Raw genomic sequence first — 20,043 nt, forward strand, 5'->3', positions numbered from 1 at the left:
ACGACGTGTTCGGGCGTGGACGATCAAGACCTGGGTCTCGGATACGTGTGCGGAAAGAGCAAAAACAGTGCCGCAGCAATCGGGGGCGTCAACGCGCCGAACGATGCTGCAGAGAGCATTTCGTCAGCGTTAGCAGGTGATGGCGAAGTAGCGAGGCACTTTTGGCTCCAATAAGGAAGAGGTTCGAGAAAGAACCGCGAATATAAAGGCTGTTTGATTATTTTGCAAGTGGCTCTTCCGTATCGTGCGCATCCTTGTACGCCCCCCCGCTTTGCAATCCCCGCAAAATTTGCTAAGCTGGCGGCACTTCCTGTCGCTGCTGCGTGGAAAACAAACATGGCCCTTGCAAAAGGGCCGTGCATTCGTTATTTCCGGAGCAGAATCGTGTTTCCCCTATCCAGATTACAAAAAGCCCTGCGCCGCCTGGGCATCGCCGTCGCCTATGCCGACGGTATTTATACGCTAAGCAATCCGCACGCCCAGGCGTCCGTGCTGCTGCCCCATAACTTTCCCCTCGAGGAAAAAGCCGTGCGCCAGCTGATGGAATTTGCGGCCGTCGCCGTGCCCGGCCAGGATGGCCATGTGTGCAAGGCGTGCGCCACGCCCGACTTCCACCCTGGCAGCATCGCGCCCGTCGGCAGCATCGTCGCCACCAGCCCCGACATGGTAATCCCCGCCATCCCCGGCACGGACATCGCCTGCGGCATGCGCCTGATCACGACGGGCTTGACCCTGGCCCAGTTCGAAGCGCGCAAGCCGCAGCTGCTCGCCAAGCTCAAACATGTGCTGCTGGAAGACGGCCGCAACGTGCCGCTGCGCTCGAAGGCGTTTGCCGCCCTGTTCGACGTGGGTCCGGCAGCGCTCATCGACAGCCTGCATGACGATGGTTTGTGGCCCCGCGTCGACAAGGAGCGGCTGTTGCACGAACTCGACGCTTGCATCGCCCTGCGCGAACTGGGCGGCGGCTTGCGCCATGCGCCCGCAGCGCTGGTGGGCACGCGCGAAGTGATACGCGATCCCAGCCTGGGCACGACGGGATCGGGCAACCATTTCGTGGAAATCCAGCTGGTCGACGCCGTCATGGACCGCCACTCCGCGTACCGGCACGGGCTGGTGCCGGGCGAAGTGGTCGTCATGATCCACAGCGGCAGCCGCGACGTGGGCTTTTTTGTCGGCAGCCGCTGGATGGACCGCGCCAAAGAGGCGTGGCCGAAAGGCGTGCGCCACCCGCAGTCGGGCCTGTACGGCTTGACGGGCGAACTGGCCGGCGAATACATGGACGCCATGGGCGTGGCCTCGCGCTATGCCTGGGTCAACCGCATGGTATTGGCCGAGCTGGTGCGCGACAGCCTGTCGCAAGTGTTTGCGCAGGATCAATCGCGCCTGGTGGTGGACGTGCCGCACAACGTCATCCTGCGCGAGCATGGCATGAACATCCACCGCAAGGGCGCCACGCCGGCGCGCGAAGGCGACCTGGCGCTGATCCCCGGCTCCATGGGCGACTATTCTTATGTGGCAACTGGCATGGGCAATCCCGACTGGCTGTGGTCGTGCTCGCATGGCGCGGGGCGCAGCATCCGCAGGCAAGCCATGCGCTCCATCCGGCCCACGGTGGGAGGCGGCGAGATGGCGTTCCAGTGCGTGACCCTGCGCGAGGAACGCCGTGTCGAGGAAGCGCCGATGGCGTATAAAAAGATCGGCCCCGTCATCGCTGCGCAGGAGGAAGCGGGCTTGCTGCAATCGGTGGCGCGGCTGAAACCTTTGCTGACCTTTAAAGCCTAGCGCAGCAATTGCGGCACGGCCGCCGCCATCAGCGACAGGCCGATGGCGGTCAGCACGACGAACGCGATGCGGCGCATGCCGCGCTGGGCGATCGGCGGCGGGTAGCGCTTGCCGGCCATGGTGGCCAGCACGCCCACGGGCAAGGCCAGCGCACACAGCAACAACACTTTCGCGTCGAGCTGGCCCTGGCTGCCCGCCATCAGCGAGCGCCCGCCCGCGCTGATGGCAAACAAAAAGATCAGGCTGTAGCGGATGGTGGTCAAACTCATTTCCTGGCGATAGAACTGATACACGAGGGGCGGGCCGGCCAGCGAAAACAGGCCCGAGAACAGGCCGCCGCACACGCCGCTGATGAAAAAGCTGCGTTTATCCGCCGCGCCCGGCCCCGGCGGCGCCTGCAGCAGGATGCTGACGCCGCCATACACGATGGCCGCGCCCAATAACAGTTTCAGGACGGGCGCATACGCCTGGTCCAGATATCCCAACAGCAAGACGCCGGCCGCCATGGCCGGCAGCAAGCCGATGCTGGCGGCGCGGATGGCACGCCAATCGAGGTGGTGCAAGGCGCCCGGCAAGGCCACGAGGCAATTGGCAAGCGACAATAAACTGACGAGGGCCGCCAGCGCGGGCACGGGCGCCAGACCGAGGCCGCTGGCCACGCCCATGACGATCATGCCCAGGCCAAAGCCCGTGACGGTCTGGAAATACGTGCCGGCCGCCACCACGCCCAGCAGCGCCAGCACGGGCAAGCTGAACAACTCAGCGCCCACCCTGGGCCTGCACGGCCGTCACCGCAATGACGTTGTAGACGTCGTCGGCGCTGCAGCCGCGCGACAAATCGTTGGCCGGCTTGTTCAAGCCTTGCAGCAAGGGGCCGATGGCGACGGCGCCGCCCATGCGTTCGGCCAGCTTGTAGCCGATATTGCCCGCGTCCAGGTTCGGGAACACCAGCACGTTCGCGCGGCCGTTGACGACGGAATCCTTGACTTTCCTCTGGGAAATTTCGGCCACGATGGCCGCGTCGAGTTGCACGTCGCCATCGATGGCCAGCAGCGGACGCTGGGCCTTGACCCGGTCCGTGGCCGCATGCACCTTGTCCACGGCCGCGTGATGGGCGCTGCCGCTGGTGGAAAACGACAGCATGGCGACCCGTGGTTCTTCCATCAGCAAGGCTTGCGCGCTGTCGGCGGCGGCCATGGCGATGTCGGCCAGTTCCTCGGCCTTCGGATCGACGACGAGGGCGCAGTCGGAAAAGATGAATCCGCCCTTCAGGCTGTGGAACGGTTCGCACAGCATCATCAGGAAAAAGCTCGACACGAGCTTGAAGGCCGGGTCGACGCCGATGATCTGGATGGCGCTGCGCACCACGTCGGCCGTCGTATGCACGGCCCCCGCCACGCAACCGTCGGCGTCGCCCAGGCGCACCATCAGGTTGGCGTAGCACAACGGGTCTTGCACGGCGATGCGCGCCTGCTCCACCGTCATGCCCTTGGCTTGACGCAGCACAAACAATTGCTGGGCATAGTGTTCCGACTCGTCGGAAGTGGCCGGGTCGACCAGACGCACGCTATCGAGGTCGAGCCCGTGCTCGTGCGCCAGGGCGAGGATGGCGGCCGGCTGGCCGACGATGGTGATGTGCGCCAGGCCTTCGGCGGCAGCCCGCGCGGCCGCCTGCAGCACGCGCGCATCGCCGCCCTCGCACAAGACGATATGTTTCGGCACGGCACGGGCTTGCTCGATGATGCGGTGCAGGGCTTTCATGGCGACTCCAATTCGGTAAAAAAAGTGCCGGAACCATGGAAGCATAAAGATGGTTCCGGCACATAAAACCCGGCAAGCCGGGGTCATACAAGGATCGGTCAGGGTGGCGTCGGATGAAGCCGGGCCTGGCTACTGTCCGGGTGGTGTCGGATTACGCCGGGCTTTGCCCGGCTAATCCGACCTACCCGCAATGCCCTCCGCACGTAGGTTGGGTAGGTTGGATTAGCCCGCCAGGGCGTAATCCAACAACACCCGTTACATCAAACGTAGTCTTTATACTTATCCAGATGACGAATTGGTTTACTCAGCGCATCGCGGCGGAACGGGTCGCCCAGCTCGCGCGTGCACATGATCTCTATGATGGTGGTCTTGCCTTCATTCATCTGCATGTCGATCGCCTTCTTCAGGGCCGGACCCACGTCTTCCAGCTTGTCGACCGTGATGCCTTCGGCGCCCATGGCCCGCGCAATTTCCGCAAAACTCTGGTTGTCCAGCTCGCCGGCAACGAAGCGGCGGTTGTAGAAATCGACCTGGTTCTTCTTTTCCGCGCCCCACTGGCGGTTGTGGAACACCACGGCCGTCACGGGAATGTTGTGGCGCACGCAGGTCATCGTTTCCATCAAACTCATGCCCCAGGCGCCGTCGCCCGCATACGACACGGCCGGACGGTGCGGCGCGGCCACCTTGGCGCCGATGATGGTCGGGAACGCATAGCCGCAGTTGCCAAAGCTCATCGCCGCAAAGAAGCTGCGCGGCTTTTCGAAGCGCAGGTAACTATTTGCCACCGAGTTGATGTTGCCGATGTCGGTCGACACCATCACGTCTTCCGGCATGGCTTTTTCCAGCTCGCGCAAGACCTGGCGCGGGTGCAGATAATTGCCCGGCTCTTTCTTCTGCTCTTCGATCATGTCCAGGCTATACGCATCTTTCTCGTGCGTCCAGTTCGTCAATTCCTCTTCCCACGCGGCCTTCTCCGCTTGCACGGTGGCATAGCGCGCGTCGCGCGTGGCGTCGCAGTCGAGCGTCTTGCCATCCAGGCGGGCAATAATCGCCTTGGCGGCCGCCTTGGCGTCGCCGCAGATACCGACCGAAATCTTTTTGACCAGGCCCAGCATCTTGTTGTCGGCGTCGATCTGGATGATCTTCGCGTTCTTCGGCCAGTAATCCATGCCGTGCTGCGGCAAGGTGCCGAACGGTCCCAGGCGCGAGCCTAAAGCGACGACGACGTCGGCCTGGGCGATCAGTTTCATCGCCGCCTTGGAACCTTGATAGCCGAGCGGACCGCACCACAGCGGGTGGCTGGCGGGAAACGAGTCGTTATGCAGATAACTGTTGACGACGGGCGCACCGAGGCGCTCGGCCAGGGCCTTGCATTCTTCGATCGCTTCGCCCATGACGACGCCGCCGCCCGAGATAATCACGGGGAACTTGGCCTTGGCCAGCAGTTCGGCCGCATCGTTCAGGCTTTGCTCGCCGCCGGCGCCGCGGTCCAGGCGGTTCGGTTTCGGGATTTCGGCCTTGATTTCGCCATAGAAATAATCGCGCGGAATATTCAATTGCGTCGGCCCCATTTCCGACATGGCGCGGTCAAAGCAGCGGCCCGTGAATTCCGCCATGCGGGCCGGATTGGTCACATGACCCTGGTATTTCGTGAATTCCTCGAACATCGGCAACTGGTTCGCTTCCTGGAAGCCGCCCAGGCCCATGCTCATCGTGCCCGTTTCCGGTGTGATGATGACGACGGGCGTGTGCGCCCAGTAGGCGGCGGCAATCGCCGTGACGCAATTGCTGATGCCGGGGCCGTTCTGGCCGATGACGACGCCATGGCGGCCCGACACGCGGGCATAGCCGTCGGCCATGTGGCCGGCGCCCTGCTCGTGTACGACGGGGATCAGGCGGATGCCGGCCGGCGCGAAAATGTCCATCGGATCCATGAAGGCCGAGCCCATGATGCCGAACATATCGGTCACGCCATTGGCGGCCAGGGTTTCCACGAACGCTTCGGAAGGCGTCATCTTTTGCGGGCCCACAGGAGCGGGTGGATGCACTGCGGCGGCTGCGGCGGCTTTTTGGTCGGACAAATCGGTCATGGCTCAGTCTCCTTACGGTTTTATGAAAAATCGGTATATTTTGTTCCGATATTTGAAATACGTGTTCAATTTAACGGTTACGAAATGCGCTGTCAATGAGAATTCATGAAAAATCGGACTGTTTCATTCCTGAATCCGGAATCCGTGACTTACACCCATTCCTGAAACAACAATGGCGGCTTATCCGCAACAGACAAGCCGCCATCGCTACCTTCGCCGCCGCGCTTAGAACTTCAGGCGCATGCCGGCCGTGAAGGCGCTCGAGTTATGCCCAGGCAAGGGCACGCTGCCGCCGCTCGATGCGTCGCCGACGAAGTTGGTGCCTGCGCCATCGTTGCTGATGCGCCCGTACGAGGTGTACAGGTTCGTGCGCTTGGACAAGGCATACGTGTAGCCGATGGCCAGCTGGCGCCCGCCGCGGCGCGCATTCGTGCGGTCATCCTTGCGGATATACGAGGCCATCACGCTGCCGGCCGCACCCACGGGGGCCGACACACCCAGCATGTAGTTGCGGAAATCCGTGCCCGCATCGTCCTTGTCCGTCTCATACGCGGCGTGCAGCTTGGCCGGGCCGAAGTCGTAGGTACCGCCCAGCAAGGTCACTTTCGCCGTGTTCAATGGCGTGTCCTTGCGGTTGTCGTGCGCCAGGGTCAGCACGAGCGGACCGTTGGCGTAGTCGATGGAAAAGTCGATGGTGCGGCCCAGGGTATTGCTGTCCGGCTTTTCGCCCAAGCCATACATGACGGCGGCCGACAAGCCGTTCACCTTCGGCGTTTCATACATGATGGAATTTTTCGTGCGCAGGCTGGCCACGCTCATCAGGTTGATCGAGGCGCCCGTCATGCCCGTCTCGAACGGGTCGATATTGTCCAGCGCGGTGAACAGCGGATTGTGCTGCAAGCCCAGGTTCACGGCGCCGAAGCCGCCCGACAGGCCCACGTAGGCCTTGCGCCCGAACAAGGCGCCCTGGCGGTTGGCGCCCGTGTCCACGTCGAGGCCATTTTCCAGCAGGAAATTGGCTTTCAAGTTGTTGCCCAAGTCTTCCGTGCCCTTGAAGCCGATGCGGCTGCCCGACTGCACGCCGGTGGCCAGCTTGGTGACGGAACCGTCCGCGCCGCCGTGTTCGGACGTGAAGCCCGCGTCGAGCAAGCCGTACACGGTGACGGACGATTGGGCGCTGGCGTTGCCGGCGAAGAAGGAGGCCAGGATAGCTGCCGTTACGAGTGTGTGTTTCATGTCATCTCCAGGTATTGTGGTTTTTATGGGTGCTTCAAACAGAATCAACAACGGTGCTGCAAACTGCGGTAAATGCGGCAACTCAGGCGATCAGCCCGGCCATCGGCGACGAGGGCGAAGCGCTCATGACGCCCGCTCTCCGGGGCATGCGTCCGGCCAGATAGGCCTCGCGTCCGCCCTGCACTGCCAGTTTCATGGCGCGCGCCATGCGGATCGGCTCGCGCGCCGCCGCGATGGCGGTATTCATCAAAATGCCGTCGCAACCGAGTTCCATGGCGATGGCGGCGTCCGACGCCGTGCCCACGCCCGCGTCGACCAGCACGGGCACCTTGGCTTGCTCGATGATCAGCGACAAGTTCCATGGATTGAGAATGCCCATGCCCGAGCCGATCAGAGACGCCAGCGGCATGACGGCGATGCAGCCGATGTCTTCCAGCATGCGCGCCTGGATGGGGTCGTCGCTGCAATACACCATCACCTGGAAGCCGTCGCGCACCAGCTGCTCCGCCGCCTTTAACGTTTCCGGCATGTTCGGGAACAGGGTCTTTTCATCGCCCAGCACTTCCAGCTTGCACAACTGGTGGCCGCCCAGCAACTCGCGCGCCAGCTGCAGGGTATAGACGGCATCGCGCGCGTTGTAGCAGCCGCCCGTGTTGGGCAAAATCGTGTATTTCGACGGCGGGATGAAGTCGAGCAGGTTAGGCTCGCCCTTTTCCTGGCCGATATTCACGCGCCGTATCGTCACGGTGACGATCTCGGCGCCGCTTTCCTCGATGGCGAGGCGCGTTTCCTCGAAATCCTTGTATTTACCGGTGCCCACCAGCAGGCGCGACTGGTAGGTGGTGCCGGCCAGGGTCAGGCCGCCGGGGGTATGGCTGGGGGTGGCGTCGTCTCTCATCGTGGTGCTCTCCTAAGTTGAACCAAAGCGGCCTCATGCCGGGGGGCTTCGCCGCAAAACGCAAAATCGACTTCCGGCCGCCGTCCCGACACGAGGTCGGCGATCACCCTGCCCGCGCCGCAGCCCATGGTCCAGCCCAGGGTGCCGTGGCCCGTGTTGAGGAACAGCTGGCGGTAGCGCGTGGCGCCGATGTAGGGGACGTTCGACGGTGTCAGAGGGCGCAGGCCGGCCCAGTAGACGGGGTCGCTGTAATCGCAGGCGCCGGGAAACAGGGCCTGCACGCGGCGCGTGATGGCTGCGCAGCGCACAGGATTGAGTTCCCGCGTGTAGCCGTTCAGCTCGCACGTGCCCGCCACGCGCAGGCGCGATCCCAGGCGCGAAAACACCAGCTTATGGCCGTCGTCCGTCAGCGACACGCTGGGTGCGGCGGCGGAATCAAGAATCGGATACGTGGCCGAGTAGCCCTTGCCCGGATACAACATCAGCCGGATGCCCAGCGGCTGCAGCAGCGGTGCGGAAAAGCTGCCCATGGCCACCACCACGGCGTCCGCGTATTCCAGGCGATGGCGCCCCTGCGCATCGATGCATTCCACGCCCGTGATGCGCTCGCCGTCCGCCAGCAACCGCGTCACCGTGGTGCCGTACTGGAAATCCACGCCGGCAGCCGCCGCGCGCGCGGCCAGGGCCGTGGTAAACAAGTGCACGTCGCCCGATTCGTCGCTGGCCGTAAAATCGCCGCCGACGATGCGGCTGCGCGCGTGGCGCAGGGCCGGCTCCAATCGAATCACTTCGTCGGCGCTGACGGTGTTGCGCGGGCAGCCCAGCTCGCGCAGGAGCGCGGCGCCCGCTTGCGATTTGTCAAACTCCTGCTGGTCCGTATAGAAATGCAAAATGCCGCGCTCGAGGTGGTCGTAGGCGATGCCCGTCTCGCGCCGTAATGCCTGCAAACTCTGGCGGCTGTACTCGGCCAGGGCGACGATCTGGCGCATGTTGCGCGCCACCCTGACCGGCAGGCATTCGCGCAGGTAATGCAAGGCCCACTGCCATTGCAGCGGATCGAGGCGGGGACGGAACAGCAGCGGCGCGTCGTCCTTGCCCAGCCAGGTCAAGACCTTGCGCAGGGTGGCGGGATTGGCCCACGGCTCCGCGTGCGAGACGGAAATCTGCCCGCCGTTGCCGAAACTGGTTTCCTGCGCGGCGCCCGCCTGGCGCTCGAGCACGCGCACGTCGTGGCCCGCCTGGCGCAAGTACCAGGCCGATGCCGTGCCGACCACGCCGGCGCCGAGGACAAGGATCTTCATGGCGGGCCCGGCTCGCTCAGCGCGTCAGCAGGACGGCGATGGCGACGAAGGCGGCGATCCACACGGTCTCCATCACCAGCATGATCACGGGACGCCAGCCCAGCGAGGCCAGCGACTGGAACGAAGTTTTCACGCCCAGGGCGGCAATCGCAATGACGAGGCAGGCGCGCGAGGCATTGTTGATCCAGCCATTCACTTCCTGCGGAATCAGGCCCAGGCTGTTGGTGATGACGAGCCAGACAAAGCCGATCAGGAAGAATGGCACCAGCGGCGGCGCATCGACTTCGCTCTTGCCGTCCTTGCGCTTGAACATGATCGACAGGCCCAGCACGACGGGCACGAGGCAGGCCACACGCGTCAATTTCACGAAGGTGGCCACGTCGCCCGTATGGTTGCTCACCAGATAGCCGGCGCCCACCACTTGCGCCACGTCATGGATGGTGCCGCCGATGAACACGCCCGCTTCCGTCGGGTCAAAGCCCAGCAGCTTGACCAGCAGCGGGTAGACGATCATGGCCAGGGTGGACAGCGAGGTCACACCCACCACCGTCAGCAGGGTGAATTTCTCGTTTTCCTTGGTTTGTGGCAGCACGGCCGAAATGGCCAGCGCGGCCGAGGCGCCGCAGATGGCAACGGAGCCGCCCGACAAAATGCCTTCCGTGATCGGACGTTTCAGCCATTTGGCCAGCAGGTAGCCGAAACCCAAAGTCGCCACCAAGCCGCCGACGACGATCAGCAGGGGCGTCACGCCGACCGAGGCGATCTGATTGAAGGTGATGCGCGCCCCCAGCAGGGCCACGCCCGTGCGCAGCAGCACCTTGCTGCAAAACTCGATGCCGGGCTTGCAGGTGGGGTCGGACGCGAGGAAGTGGAAAGCCAGGCCGAAGAACAGCGCGTACAGCAACTGAGGACCGCCGTAATTGCTTGAAATAAAGGTGGCCGACAGGGCGATCACCAGCGCGATGGCCACGCCGGGCCAGCTGCGCAGCACGGCGCGGGGCCGCCAGATGGCGATGGCGGAAGACAGGTAGGGGATGTTCTTGTCGACAACGCGTGTTATCGCTGAGGAGTTAGTTTTCATGCTGGTCCGCTCATAATGTTTTAAAAATTGGGACATTTCATCTCGTTTTTTAATAATACACGATGAGCTAGCGAAGTCCATGCTTTTCCATGAAAATCGAAACCAGATGTTCCGGAAACTGACGTTTTTTTATTTTCCACCCCCGTAAACGACGAGCGGCGCGGCCCTGGGCAGGGACGCGCCGCTCTTTACTTAAGAGTTAAAAAGTTACTTTTTGTTCAAGCGGGTAATCAGGCTGGAGGTGTCGTAACGGTTGCCGCCCGCCTGCTGCACTTCGCCATAGAACTGGTCCGTTAAGGTCGTCACAGGCAAGTCGCTGCCGTTGCGCTTGGCTTCGGCGAGGCAGATGCCCAGGTCCTTGCGCATCAGGTCGACGGCGAAACCGAAGTCGAACTTGCGCTCGATCATGGTCTTGCCCCGGTTTTCCAGCTGCCACGACTGCGCCGCGCCCTTGGAAATCACGTCGACCACCAGGGCCGCATCAAGGCCCGCGTTTTCCGCAAAGGCAATACCCTCGCTCAAGGCTTGCACCAGGCCCGCGATGCAGATCTGGTTGACCATTTTCGTGAGCTGGCCGGAACCGGATGCGCCCATGTAGGTGACGGCGCGCGCGAACAGGGCGATGACGGGCTCGGCCCGTGCATACGCTTCCGCGTCGCCGCCCACCATCACGGTCAGCTTGCCGTTTTCCGCGCCCGCCTGGCCGCCAGACACGGGCGCGTCGAGGAAGAACACGCCCTGCTCTTTCGCCGCCGCGTGGATGGTGCGCGCCGCTTCGGCCGAGGCCGTCGTATGGTCGATCAGGATGCTGCCCGACGCCATGGCGGACAGCAAGCCGCCCTCTTCCAGGATCACTTGATACAGGTCGTTATCGTTGCCGATGCAGGTGAAGACGAATTCGGCGCCGGCAGCGGCGGCGGCCGGCGTGGCGGCGCTGCTGCCCTTGTGCTGCTCCAGCCAGGCCGCCGCACGGGCCGGGTTGCGGTTGTACACGGTGACGTCGTGCCCGCCCGCCGCCAGGTGACCTGCCATGGGAAAACCCATGACGCCCAAACCGATGAATGCCACTTTTGCCATATTGTCCGTCCTGTCGAGGTATGAATCCGATTATTGTTGCACAAACAGTCGCCGCCGGCAGCATCAAGGCGCGGGAGCGCGCCGATAATACAGGTCGAACTCTTCCTCGCCATCCGGCACGAAGCCGTGACGCACATAGAAGCGGTTCGCCTCGCTGCCGCGCAAGGCGCCCACGCGCACGCTCTTGCGGGCCGCATCGGCCTCGGCAAACACGCGCGCCAGCACGGCCGCGCCCATGCCTTGCCGCTGGCATTCCGGCGCCAGATAGAGGTGGTCGAGCAGCAAATAATCCGCTTGCGGGCGCAACACATAAAAGCCGGCCAGCGCGCCGCCGTGGCGCAACTGCCAGGTGCAATCGGGGTCGTAGGTGGACAGGAAACGCTGGCGCGCCCGCTGCGGATCATAGCGGCCGATGCGCTCCAGGCTGTCGCGCATGGCGGCCACGCGCAGGCTGGCCAGCGCCTCGCCATCGGCGCTGCTGGCTGGGACGAAGGTCAGCATGGCGTCACAGCACTGCGCGCAAGGCCGCCATCAAGGCGGCGCACTCGGCCGGGTTGCCGATGCTGATGCGCAAATACTGGCTGATGCGCGGTGCATTGAAATGGCGCACGATCACGGAGCGGGCGCGCAGGCCGGCCGCCAGTTGCGCCGCGTCATGCTGCGGGTGGCGGGCAAAGACAAAGTTGGCCACGGACGGCAGCACTTCGAAGCCCAGCGCCGCCAGGTCCGCCGCCAGCTGTTCGCGGCTGGCGATCACGGCCTGGCGCGTCTGCTGGAAATACGCTTCGTCGTGCAGCGAAGCGACGGCGCCGGCCAAGGCCAGCCTATCCAGCGGATACGAGTTGAAACTGTTCTTCACGCGCTCCAGCGCCTCGATCAGGTCCGCATGACCGAAGGCGCAGCCGACGCGCAAGCCGGCCAGCGAACGCGACTTCGAGAACGTCTGCACCACCAGCAAATTCGGATACCGCTCGACCAGGGCCACGGCGCTCTCGCCGCCGAAATCCACATACGCTTCATCGACCACCACCACGGCATCGGGATGGTCGCGCAGCAAGGTTTCCACGCCGGCCAGCGGCAAGTCCACGCCCGTGGGCGCGTTGGGATTCGGGAAGATGATGGCGCCGCACGGCCCTTGATAGTCTTCCGGGCGGATGCGCATGGCATCGTCGAGCGCGACCGTCCGGTAATCGATACCGTACAGCTTGCAATACACGGGATAGAAGCTGTAGCTGATGTCCGGGAACAGCAGGGGCGCATCGTGCTTGAGCAAGGCCATGAAGGCCAGCGCCAGCACTTCGTCGGAACCATTGCCGACGAACACTTGCGCGCTGTTGAGGCCGTGGTAGGCGGCCAGGGTTTGCTTCAGCTCGCTGGCGGACGGGTCCGGGTAGAGGCGCAGGCTGTCGTTGGCTGCTTCGTGCAATGCGGCCAGCACCTGCGGCGACGGACCGTAGGGGTTTTCGTTGGTGTTGAGTTTCACCAGGTCGGGCAGTTTCGGCTGCTCGCCAGGGACGTAGGGGGTCAGCTCGCTGACGATGTTGCTCCAGAATCGGCTCATTGCTTTTATGGGTGGGGTCGGGATGGGAGGGGGTAGATTAACATAGGCTGAGCGGGGTCAAGGTGGGGTGCATCGGCAAGGGGTAACGTGGACAGCATCGGCATCGGCCCCAGACTGTAGAGGACGTGGCATGAACAGCATGCACAAGCTGAGCGATACGCGGGTGCGGCATGACGCGCTCACGCAACAGGCACGCCAGCGCAAGATCGATGCGTGGCTGCAAGTCGCAGCCAGTCTCGGCGAACAGATCGCCGTCGAATTGCAGACTGCCACTGAGCAGCTACAGGGCGAAGGAATGGCCGACTTGCAGCGCGTGACGGCACTGGCACAACGCCTGGCAAACAATAGCAAAGCCATGCGCGATACCCTCGGGACACTGTTTGACAGCGGTGAAAAAAGCGAGGAGCATGCAGTGACAAGCACGGAGGATTGCGCCATGGACGAGCAAGTCAACACACTGGGAAAAGACATGGCCGGTGTGAAACTGGACGTTGCTGATTTGAAGGTTGATGTGGCCGGCATCAAGGTGGATGTGGCTGGTCTGAAAACGGATGTCGGCGTTCTCAAGACCGATGTCGGTGGCTTGAAACTGGACCTCGCTGTGGTGCGCTCCAATTATGCGACCAAGTCAGATGTGGCTGAGGCGAAGTCGGCTGTCATCCTGTCGTGTGTGGGGACGATCATTGCCATGTCGGGCGTCGCGTTTGCGGTAGCCAAGCTCGTGCATTAGCTTGGGTTCCTGGGGGCTGGCCTTTAAAACCTGAATGGAGGAAAAAACGCCTTGCGCTGCGCGCTTTGGGCGGTTTTTCTACCTGTATTGATACGTCTCAGGCTTTTTGGCATCGCTAATAAAAAAAGCTCCCTTGCGGGAGCTTCTCTTATGTATTCTGGCGGAGAGGGTGGGATTCGAACCCACGGTACGATTTAACGTACGCTTGATTTCGAGTCAAGTACATTCGACCACTCTGCCACCTCTCCGTTTACTGCGGTCTATTCGTTCAAACTGGCATGCCTGTTTGAACGAGGCGCTATTTTAGCATGGGTATTGTTGGGTTGGGTAGGAGTTTATTGGTGATTTGCAACTGATTGCTGGCAAACCAAAACCTATCTGGGCGATTCGGGGAGCCCCGCGCGAGTATGCGCTCGTCTTCGAACCTGCCGCCTTGGCGCACGCGTAAAAACCAATTGGGCGATTCGGAGGGCCCCGCGCAAATATGCGCGGGGCTTCGAATCCCACGCGTACGCCCCGCAGGGGGCGTACTCCTCTTCGCCGCCACAAATAAAAAAAGCTCCCTTGCGGGAGCTTTCTCTATTTGTTCTGGCGGAGAGGGTGGGATTCGAACCCACGGTACGATTTAACGTACGCTTGATTTCGAGTCAAGTACATTCGACCACTCTGCCACCTCTCCATTTGCTGCGGTCTTTTCCCGCATTGCTGCGAGAAGGCAAGATTATAGCAGCCGCTTGAAAAAATGGAAGGACTATTTTAAGCCTTCCATTGCAGCAAGCTGCCTGGTCTTTTTTACGCCTTCAGATGCGTCAGGCCGCCCATATACGGGCGCAGCACTGGCGGGATTTCGACGCTGCCGTCCGCTTGCTGGTAGTTTTCCAGCACGGCCACCAGGGTACGGCCCACTGCCAGGCCGGAGCCGTTCAGGGTGTGGGCCAGTTCCGGCTTGCCGGCGGCGTTGCGGAAACGTGCCTGCATGCGGCGTGCCTGGAAGGCTTCCGTGTTCGACAGGGACGAGATTTCACGGTAGGTGTTCTGCGCCGGCAGCCATACTTCCAGGTCGAAGGTCTTGCTGGCCGTAAAGCCCATGTCGCCGGTGCACAGCGACATCACGCGGTACGGCAGGCCCAGGCGTTGCAATATCGTTTCCGCGTGGCCGACCATTTCTTCCAGCACCTGGTACGAGGTGTCCGGGTGCACCACTTGCACCATTTCCACCTTGTCGAACTGGTGCTGGCGGATCATGCCGCGCGTGTCGCGGCCATAGCTGCCCGCTTCCGAACGGAAGCATGGCGTGTGGGCCGTCATTTTCAGGGGCAATTGGTCGAGCGCGAGGATTTCATCGCGCGCGATGTTGGTCAGCGACACTTCCGACGTGGGGATCAGGTAGAAGGTCTCGCCCTCGCCTTCCACGCCGCCTTTTTTCACCGAGAACAGATCAGCTTCGAATTTTGGCAGCTGGCCCGTGCCGCGCAGCGAATCGGCGTTGACCATGTACGGCGTATAGCATTCCGTGTAGCCGTGCTCGTCCACGTGCGTGTTGAGCATGAATTGCGCCAGTGCGCGGTGCAGACGGGCGATGCCGCCCTTCATCACGGAGAAGCGCGAACCGGTCAGCTTGGTGGCCACTTCGAAGTCGAGGCCCAGCGGGGCGCCCACGTCGACGTGATCCTTGACTTCGAAATCGAACGTGCGCGGCGTGCCGACCTTGCGCACTTCCACGTTGCCCGACTCATCCGTGCCTACCGGTGCCGATTCGTGCGGCAGGTTCGGCACCGCCATGATGAAGTCGCTCAGCTTGGCTTGCACCACGGTCAGGGCCGCTTCATCGGCTTTCAGCTCATCGCCCAGGCCGGCCACTTGCGCCATCACGGCCGAGGTGTCTTCCCCCTTGCCTTTCAACATGCCGATTTGCTTGGACAGCGCGTTGCGCTTGCCCTGCAGCTCTTCGGTGCGCGTCTGGATCGCCTTGCGTTCGGCTTCGAGGGCGGTAAAACCTGCCACGTCGAGCTGGAATTTGCGCGTCGCCAGGCGTTCTGCGACGTTGGCGATGTCTTTACGGAGAAGTTGGATATCTATCATGGGTGAATGGCGGTGCCGATGTATCGAAAGCACTCATTGTACCAAGACCCGTTCAGTTCTTTATGAGTTTTGCACTCGCTCTGCCATCGTCATGGCGGCATGGCCGGGCACTCGCGCCCGCTTTACGGCGGATACTTAAATGAAAGCGGCTTTTTCGGCGGCCGTCAGGCGGCGGGCGCTGACGGTGACGACGGGCATCGTGCTGTCGGCGGCCTGGGCGATCAGGGTCGACGTGGCGCTCACCTCCACCGTGTTGGCGCCGGCGGTGGCGAAGCTGCTACCGATGGCCAGGACGGCGGCGGCGATAAAGGCGATTTCCATGTTTTTCAGTGCGTTCATGATGTGACTCCTGGTTAGTTTGTTTCGTTGACTGCTGCTGGTATGGTGCTACTTTAGCCAACGGCGGCAAACAAGGCCACCGGCTTGCGACCAGCGGCGAAAAACAGGGAGCGAACGGTGAAAAACGGGGACTGAAACGCAAAGAATAGTTACAAGGCCTCATGCACCAGACGGCCCAGCCGGCCGATCGCCTGCTCGATGCGCGGCGTCCACGCATTGCCGCAATTGAGGCGCAGATAATTGCCGAACTTGCCCGAAGCCGAGAACAGCTGGCCCGGCATATACGCCACGCCGTCCGCAATGGCATGGCCATGCAGGGCCAGCGCATCGACCTGCGGCGGCATCTGCACCCACAGCACGAAACCGCCCTGCGGCTCGGACAGCATGCAATCGACCGGAAAGCTGGCCGCCACGGCATCGGACATGCGCGCGATGCGCTGCACCAGCGTGCGCCGCATCTTGCGCAGCTGCTGGTCGTAGCTGCTGCCCTCCAAAAAATCGGCCAGTACGGCCTGGAAAAAATGGCTGGTGGCGCCGCTCGACACGGTTTTCAGCAAGGCCACTTCCTGCGCGAAACGCCCGGCCAGCACATAGCCCACGCGCGACGCGGGCGTGATGGCCTTGGAAAACGAGGAACACAGCAGCACATTGCCGCTCGTGTCGTAAGCCTTCACAGGCCACGGGCGCTGCGGCGCAAAGCACAGGTCGCCATACACATCGTCTTCCACCAGCGGAATATTAAATTCCGACAGCAAGCCCGCCAAGCGCTTCTTGTTGGCTTCCGGCATGACGCAGCCCAGGGGATTGTTCGCGTTCGGCACGAACAGGCACGCCTGCACGAGGCCGGCGCGCAGGGCCAGTTCGAGCGCATCGAGCGACGGCCCCGTCTTTGGGTCGGTGGGGATTTCCAGCGCCTTCATGCCCAGGCTTTCTATCATCTGCAGCAGCACGAAATACGTGGCCGACTCGATGGCGATGGTATCGCCCGGCCTGGCGACGGCGCGCAGGCACAGGCTGATCGCTTCCGTGCAGGAATTCGTCACGACGATCTCGCGCGGGTCCAGCTTGCCCCAGTCCAGCGCCCGGCGCGTGACCTGACGCAAAAAATTGCCTTCGCTGACGTCGTAGCAGCTGACCTTGCTCAATAACGCCGGCTCGCGCCGCGCCACCGCGCTGATGGTGCGCTGCATGCGCTTGATGGGCAATATCTCGTCGGGCGGCCAGGCCGTGCCCAGCTGCACGATATCGGGCGCCTCGTTTTCCTTCAGCACGCGCATCAACAGATTGTTGATGCCGACAAAGGCCGGCTCCTTCAGATGCTGCGCGTCCGCGCTGCAGGGCCGGCGCGGCGCCCGGTGGCGCACGAAATAGCCGGACTGGGGCCGCGCATCGACCTGCCCCCGGTCTTCCATCAGGCGCAAGGCTTGCATCACTGTGCTGACGGAAATGCGCTTTTGCTGCGCCAGGTGGCGGATCGACGGCAGGCGGTCGCCGGGCGCGAACACGCGCGCGTCGATCAGGGCGCCCAGCTCGTTGGCCAGGTGCTCGTACAGATTCAAAGGCGCATTCATGTTCATCCCTTCAGTATGCGGCTGGCGCGCGCGGCACGCACAGATACAGTTGCCCGTTTTTTTGACAAGCACAGTGTACGATGAAGCGCACTGTATGCATGACAATTTCGGTTTCCTGCATCTGTCATGGTTCAAGCCCAGCGCCTAAGCTGTTCCTGTCCGCACAACAGGAGCGATGCCATGCAAACCGACCACGAATTACGCAGCGAACGCCCCTTGCGCCTGGAAAAAGCGCGCGCCAGGGTCATCGAATGCCTGTCCGGCACGGCCTGGATCACGGCCTATGCCCAGTTCGAGGATTGCGTGCTGCGCAGCGGTGAACGCTACACGATACCGAATGACGGCCTGGTGCTGGTCGAAGCCGTGGGCAACGGACGCATCCGCGTGCATGGGACGGCCGCCCCGCGCCCCGCCCTGCTGCGCTGGCTGAACCAGGCACTGCCTCACACACTCAATACAAGGAATACATGATTCAACAACCTTTGCGCGTCCTCGTCACGGGCGCCGCCGGCATCATCGGCACCGCTTTCTGGAAGCGCCGGCACGGGGAATTCTCCCTGCGCCTGGCCGACCTGCACACGGACGGGCTGGCGCAAGCGCCCTGCCCGTCCATGCAGCTCGACGTCAGCGATTACGCCGCCTGCCTGGCCGCCTGCCTGGACATCGACGTGGTGCTGCACCTGGCCGGCGTCCCGCACGCCAGCGCCGATTTCGACGCGCAGTTACTGCAGCCGAACATCATCGGCACGCACAACATCTTCCGCGCGGCACAGGCGCAGGGAGTGAAAAGAGTGGTATTCGCCAGCAGCGCGCAAGCCGTCGAAGGCTATCAGCTGGACGTGCAAGTGCACGAAAGCATGCCCGCGCGTCCGGCGAACATGTATGGCGCCAGCAAGGCCTTCGGCGAAGGCGTGGCGTCGGCCTTCGCGCACCAGCATGGCATGACGGCGATCGCCGTGCGCATCGCCAACGTGGCCCGCTTTGCGCCAGGCCAAGAGCACAGCGCGCGCGACGTGGCCGCCTTCATCAGCGAGCGCGACGTGGTGCAGCTGCTGGCCTGCTGCATCGCGGCGGACGTGCCAGCCGGCTACCACGTCGTGCATGGCGTGTCGGACAACCGTTATAAACGGCTATCCATCGACGCGACGCGCCGGCTGGTCGGCTACGCGCCGCAGGATGACGGCTTTACCTTGCTGGGACTGTAATTCAGCCCTTGCCGGCCGGTTTTCCTGCTTTCCTGTCAAGCTCGCGCAGCCAGGCCAATTTGTCGGCTATTTTACTTTCCAGGCCGCGCGGCACGGGCTGGTACCAGCCCGGTTCAGCCATGCCGTCCGGGAAATAGGTTTCCCCGGCAGCATACGCATCGGGCTCGTCGTGCGCGTAGCGGTAGGCGTGGCCGTAGCCGAGTTCCTTCATCAGCTTCGTCGGCGCATTGCGCAAGTGCACGGGCACTTCCTTCGACTTGTCTTTCTTGACGAAGGCCATGGCCGTATTGAACGCGTTGTAGCCGGCATTGCTTTTCGCGGCGATCGCCAGGTAAATCACGGCCTGGCCCAGGGCCAGCTCGCCTTCGGGCGAACCGAGGCGCTCGTACGTTTCCGCCGCATCATTGACCATCGTCAAGGCACGGGGGTCGGCCAGGCCGATGTCTTCCCAGGCCATGCGCACGATGCGCCGCGACAGGTAGCGCGGGTCGGCGCCGCCGTCGATCATGCGGCAAAACCAGTACAGGGCCGCATCCGGGTTCGAACCGCGCACGGACTTGTGCAGGGCAGAAATCTGATCATAGAAATTGTCGCCGCCCTTGTCGAAGCGGCGCGAATTTAATGTGAGCGCATTGTCGACGAAGGCCGCGTCGATGGTCGTCGTACCCGTCGAGCTGGCGGCCGTCTCGGCCTGTTCCAGCAAGTTCAAAAAGCGGCGCGCATCGCCATCCGCGTAGCCGATAAGGGTGTCGGCCGCCGCTTCGTCGAATGTCAGGTGCGTCAGCGCCGTGCTTTGCGCCTTGGCCAGCAACTGCTTCATCTCGTCTTCGTTGAGCGATTTCAACACATACACTTGCGCGCGCGACAGCAGCGCCGAGTTGACTTCGAAGCTGGGATTTTCGGTGGTGGCGCCAATAAACGTCACCAGGCCCGACTCGACAAAGGGCAGCAAGGCATCCTGCTGCGATTTATTAAACCGGTGGATTTCGTCGACGAACAATAAAGTGTGCTTGCCGAACTGGTCCAGGCTGTGGCGGGCCTGGTCCATGGCCGCGCGAATATCTTTCACGCCCGCAAACACGGCCGACAGGGCGATGAATTCGCTGTCAAACGCGTTTGCCATCAGGCGCGCCAAGGTCGTCTTGCCCACGCCGGGCGGTCCCCACAAGATCATCGAATGGGCCTTGCCCGCCTCGAACGCCAGGCGCAGCGGCTTGCCGACGCCCAGCAAGTGCGTCTGGCCGATGACTTCGTTCAGGGTAGCAGGCCGCAAGGCTTCGGCCAGCGGCTGGCGCGGTGCGGTGGAAAAAAGATCCGCCATAATATGTA

Annotated in this window: 18 protein-coding genes and 2 tRNA genes; 4 read left to right on the forward strand and 16 right to left on the reverse strand. The window is 62.8% G+C overall.

What is annotated here, in order from left to right:
- Positions 1-384 precede the first annotated feature (384 nt).
- A complete protein-coding gene (locus CSQ95_RS19300) occupies positions 385-1,782 on the forward strand; it encodes an RtcB family protein (RefSeq protein ID WP_180279104.1) in 1,398 nt (465 codons plus the stop codon).
- Here CSQ95_RS19300 and CSQ95_RS19305 read toward each other — a convergent pair.
- From CSQ95_RS19305 to hisC, 10 genes are all read right to left on the reverse strand, one after another.
- The gene (locus CSQ95_RS19305; RefSeq protein ID WP_257218110.1) at positions 1,779-2,540 is read right to left on the reverse strand and encodes a sulfite exporter TauE/SafE family protein; all 762 of its coding nucleotides are present in this window, start codon (positions 2,538-2,540) and stop codon (positions 1,779-1,781) included. The genes CSQ95_RS19300 and CSQ95_RS19305 overlap by 4 nt on opposite strands.
- 1 nt (position 2,541) lies before the next feature.
- Positions 2,542-3,543: a phosphate acetyltransferase gene (gene pta / locus CSQ95_RS19310; RefSeq protein ID WP_099410680.1), complete on the reverse strand. Its 1,002-nt coding sequence runs from the start codon at positions 3,541-3,543 to the stop codon at positions 2,542-2,544.
- Between the two features lie 260 nt (positions 3,544-3,803).
- Positions 3,804-5,558, reverse strand: a complete 1,755-nt coding sequence (xsc, locus tag CSQ95_RS19315) for a sulfoacetaldehyde acetyltransferase (RefSeq protein WP_099410729.1) — start codon at positions 5,556-5,558, stop codon at positions 3,804-3,806.
- A gap of 300 nt (positions 5,559-5,858) precedes the next feature.
- Positions 5,859-6,869 (reverse strand): porin, encoded by a 1,011-nt coding sequence (locus CSQ95_RS19320; protein WP_099410681.1) that lies wholly within the window; start codon positions 6,867-6,869, stop codon positions 5,859-5,861.
- Between the two features lie 82 nt (positions 6,870-6,951).
- A complete protein-coding gene (locus CSQ95_RS19325) occupies positions 6,952-7,767 on the reverse strand; it encodes a thiazole synthase (protein WP_099410682.1) in 816 nt (271 codons plus the stop codon).
- Positions 7,764-9,068, reverse strand: a complete 1,305-nt coding sequence (locus tag CSQ95_RS19330) for a D-amino acid dehydrogenase (protein ID WP_099410683.1) — start codon at positions 9,066-9,068, stop codon at positions 7,764-7,766. Before CSQ95_RS19330 ends, CSQ95_RS19325 begins: the two co-directional genes overlap by 4 nt.
- A gap of 16 nt (positions 9,069-9,084) precedes the next feature.
- A complete protein-coding gene (locus tag CSQ95_RS19335) occupies positions 9,085-10,149 on the reverse strand; it encodes a YeiH family protein (RefSeq protein WP_099410684.1) in 1,065 nt (354 codons plus the stop codon).
- Positions 10,150-10,356: 207 nt separating this feature from the next.
- Positions 10,357-11,226 (reverse strand): NAD(P)-dependent oxidoreductase, encoded by an 870-nt coding sequence (locus CSQ95_RS19340; RefSeq protein WP_099410685.1) that lies wholly within the window; start codon positions 11,224-11,226, stop codon positions 10,357-10,359.
- A gap of 63 nt (positions 11,227-11,289) precedes the next feature.
- Positions 11,290-11,727, reverse strand: a complete 438-nt coding sequence (locus CSQ95_RS19345) for a GNAT family N-acetyltransferase (protein ID WP_099410686.1) — start codon at positions 11,725-11,727, stop codon at positions 11,290-11,292.
- A 4-nt stretch (positions 11,728-11,731) separates the two neighbouring features.
- The gene (gene hisC, locus CSQ95_RS19350) at positions 11,732-12,787 is read right to left on the reverse strand and encodes a histidinol-phosphate transaminase (RefSeq protein ID WP_099410687.1); all 1,056 of its coding nucleotides are present in this window, start codon (positions 12,785-12,787) and stop codon (positions 11,732-11,734) included.
- Positions 12,788-12,917: 130 nt separating this feature from the next.
- Here hisC and CSQ95_RS19355 point away from each other — a divergent pair, with 130 nt between their 5' ends.
- Entirely contained in the window at positions 12,918-13,517 is a 600-nt protein-coding gene (locus CSQ95_RS19355; RefSeq protein WP_143450011.1) for a hypothetical protein, read from the forward strand.
- A gap of 158 nt (positions 13,518-13,675) precedes the next feature.
- Here the strand turns inward: CSQ95_RS19355 and CSQ95_RS19360 are convergent.
- The 5 genes from CSQ95_RS19360 to CSQ95_RS19380 all read right to left on the reverse strand — a co-directional run bounded on the left by CSQ95_RS19360 (position 13,676) and on the right by CSQ95_RS19380 (position 17,509).
- Positions 13,676-13,765, reverse strand: a tRNA-Ser gene (locus tag CSQ95_RS19360).
- Positions 13,766-14,106: 341 nt separating this feature from the next.
- A tRNA-Ser gene (locus tag CSQ95_RS19365) sits at positions 14,107-14,196 on the reverse strand.
- Positions 14,197-14,309: 113 nt separating this feature from the next.
- Positions 14,310-15,599, reverse strand: coding sequence for a serine--tRNA ligase (gene serS / locus CSQ95_RS19370; RefSeq protein WP_099410689.1), 1,290 nt, complete (start codon positions 15,597-15,599; stop codon positions 14,310-14,312).
- Between the two features lie 135 nt (positions 15,600-15,734).
- A complete protein-coding gene (locus tag CSQ95_RS19375) occupies positions 15,735-15,938 on the reverse strand; it encodes a hypothetical protein (RefSeq protein WP_070313182.1) in 204 nt (67 codons plus the stop codon).
- 149 nt (positions 15,939-16,087) lie between these two features.
- On the reverse strand, positions 16,088-17,509 hold the full coding sequence (locus tag CSQ95_RS19380) for a PLP-dependent aminotransferase family protein (protein ID WP_099410730.1): 1,422 nt from the start codon (positions 17,507-17,509) through the stop codon (positions 16,088-16,090).
- A 180-nt stretch (positions 17,510-17,689) separates the two neighbouring features.
- Between CSQ95_RS19380 and CSQ95_RS19385 the strand changes: the two genes are divergently transcribed.
- Both CSQ95_RS19385 and CSQ95_RS19390 read left to right on the forward strand, forming a co-directional pair.
- Positions 17,690-17,980, forward strand: a complete 291-nt coding sequence (locus tag CSQ95_RS19385) for a DUF2917 domain-containing protein (protein ID WP_180279106.1) — start codon at positions 17,690-17,692, stop codon at positions 17,978-17,980.
- On the forward strand, positions 17,977-18,714 hold the full coding sequence (locus CSQ95_RS19390; RefSeq protein WP_099410691.1) for an NAD(P)-dependent oxidoreductase: 738 nt from the start codon (positions 17,977-17,979) through the stop codon (positions 18,712-18,714). The genes CSQ95_RS19385 and CSQ95_RS19390 overlap by 4 nt, the downstream gene beginning before the upstream one ends.
- 1 nt (position 18,715) lies before the next feature.
- On the opposite strand, the gene CSQ95_RS19395 is transcribed toward CSQ95_RS19390, so the two are convergent.
- The gene (locus CSQ95_RS19395; protein WP_070225008.1) at positions 18,716-20,035 is read right to left on the reverse strand and encodes a replication-associated recombination protein A; all 1,320 of its coding nucleotides are present in this window, start codon (positions 20,033-20,035) and stop codon (positions 18,716-18,718) included.
- Positions 20,036-20,043: the final 8 nt, after the last annotated feature.

It is taken from the genome of Janthinobacterium sp. BJB304 (assembly GCF_002735765.1).
In the GTDB taxonomy this organism is placed as follows: domain Bacteria; phylum Pseudomonadota; class Gammaproteobacteria; order Burkholderiales; family Burkholderiaceae_D; genus Janthinobacterium.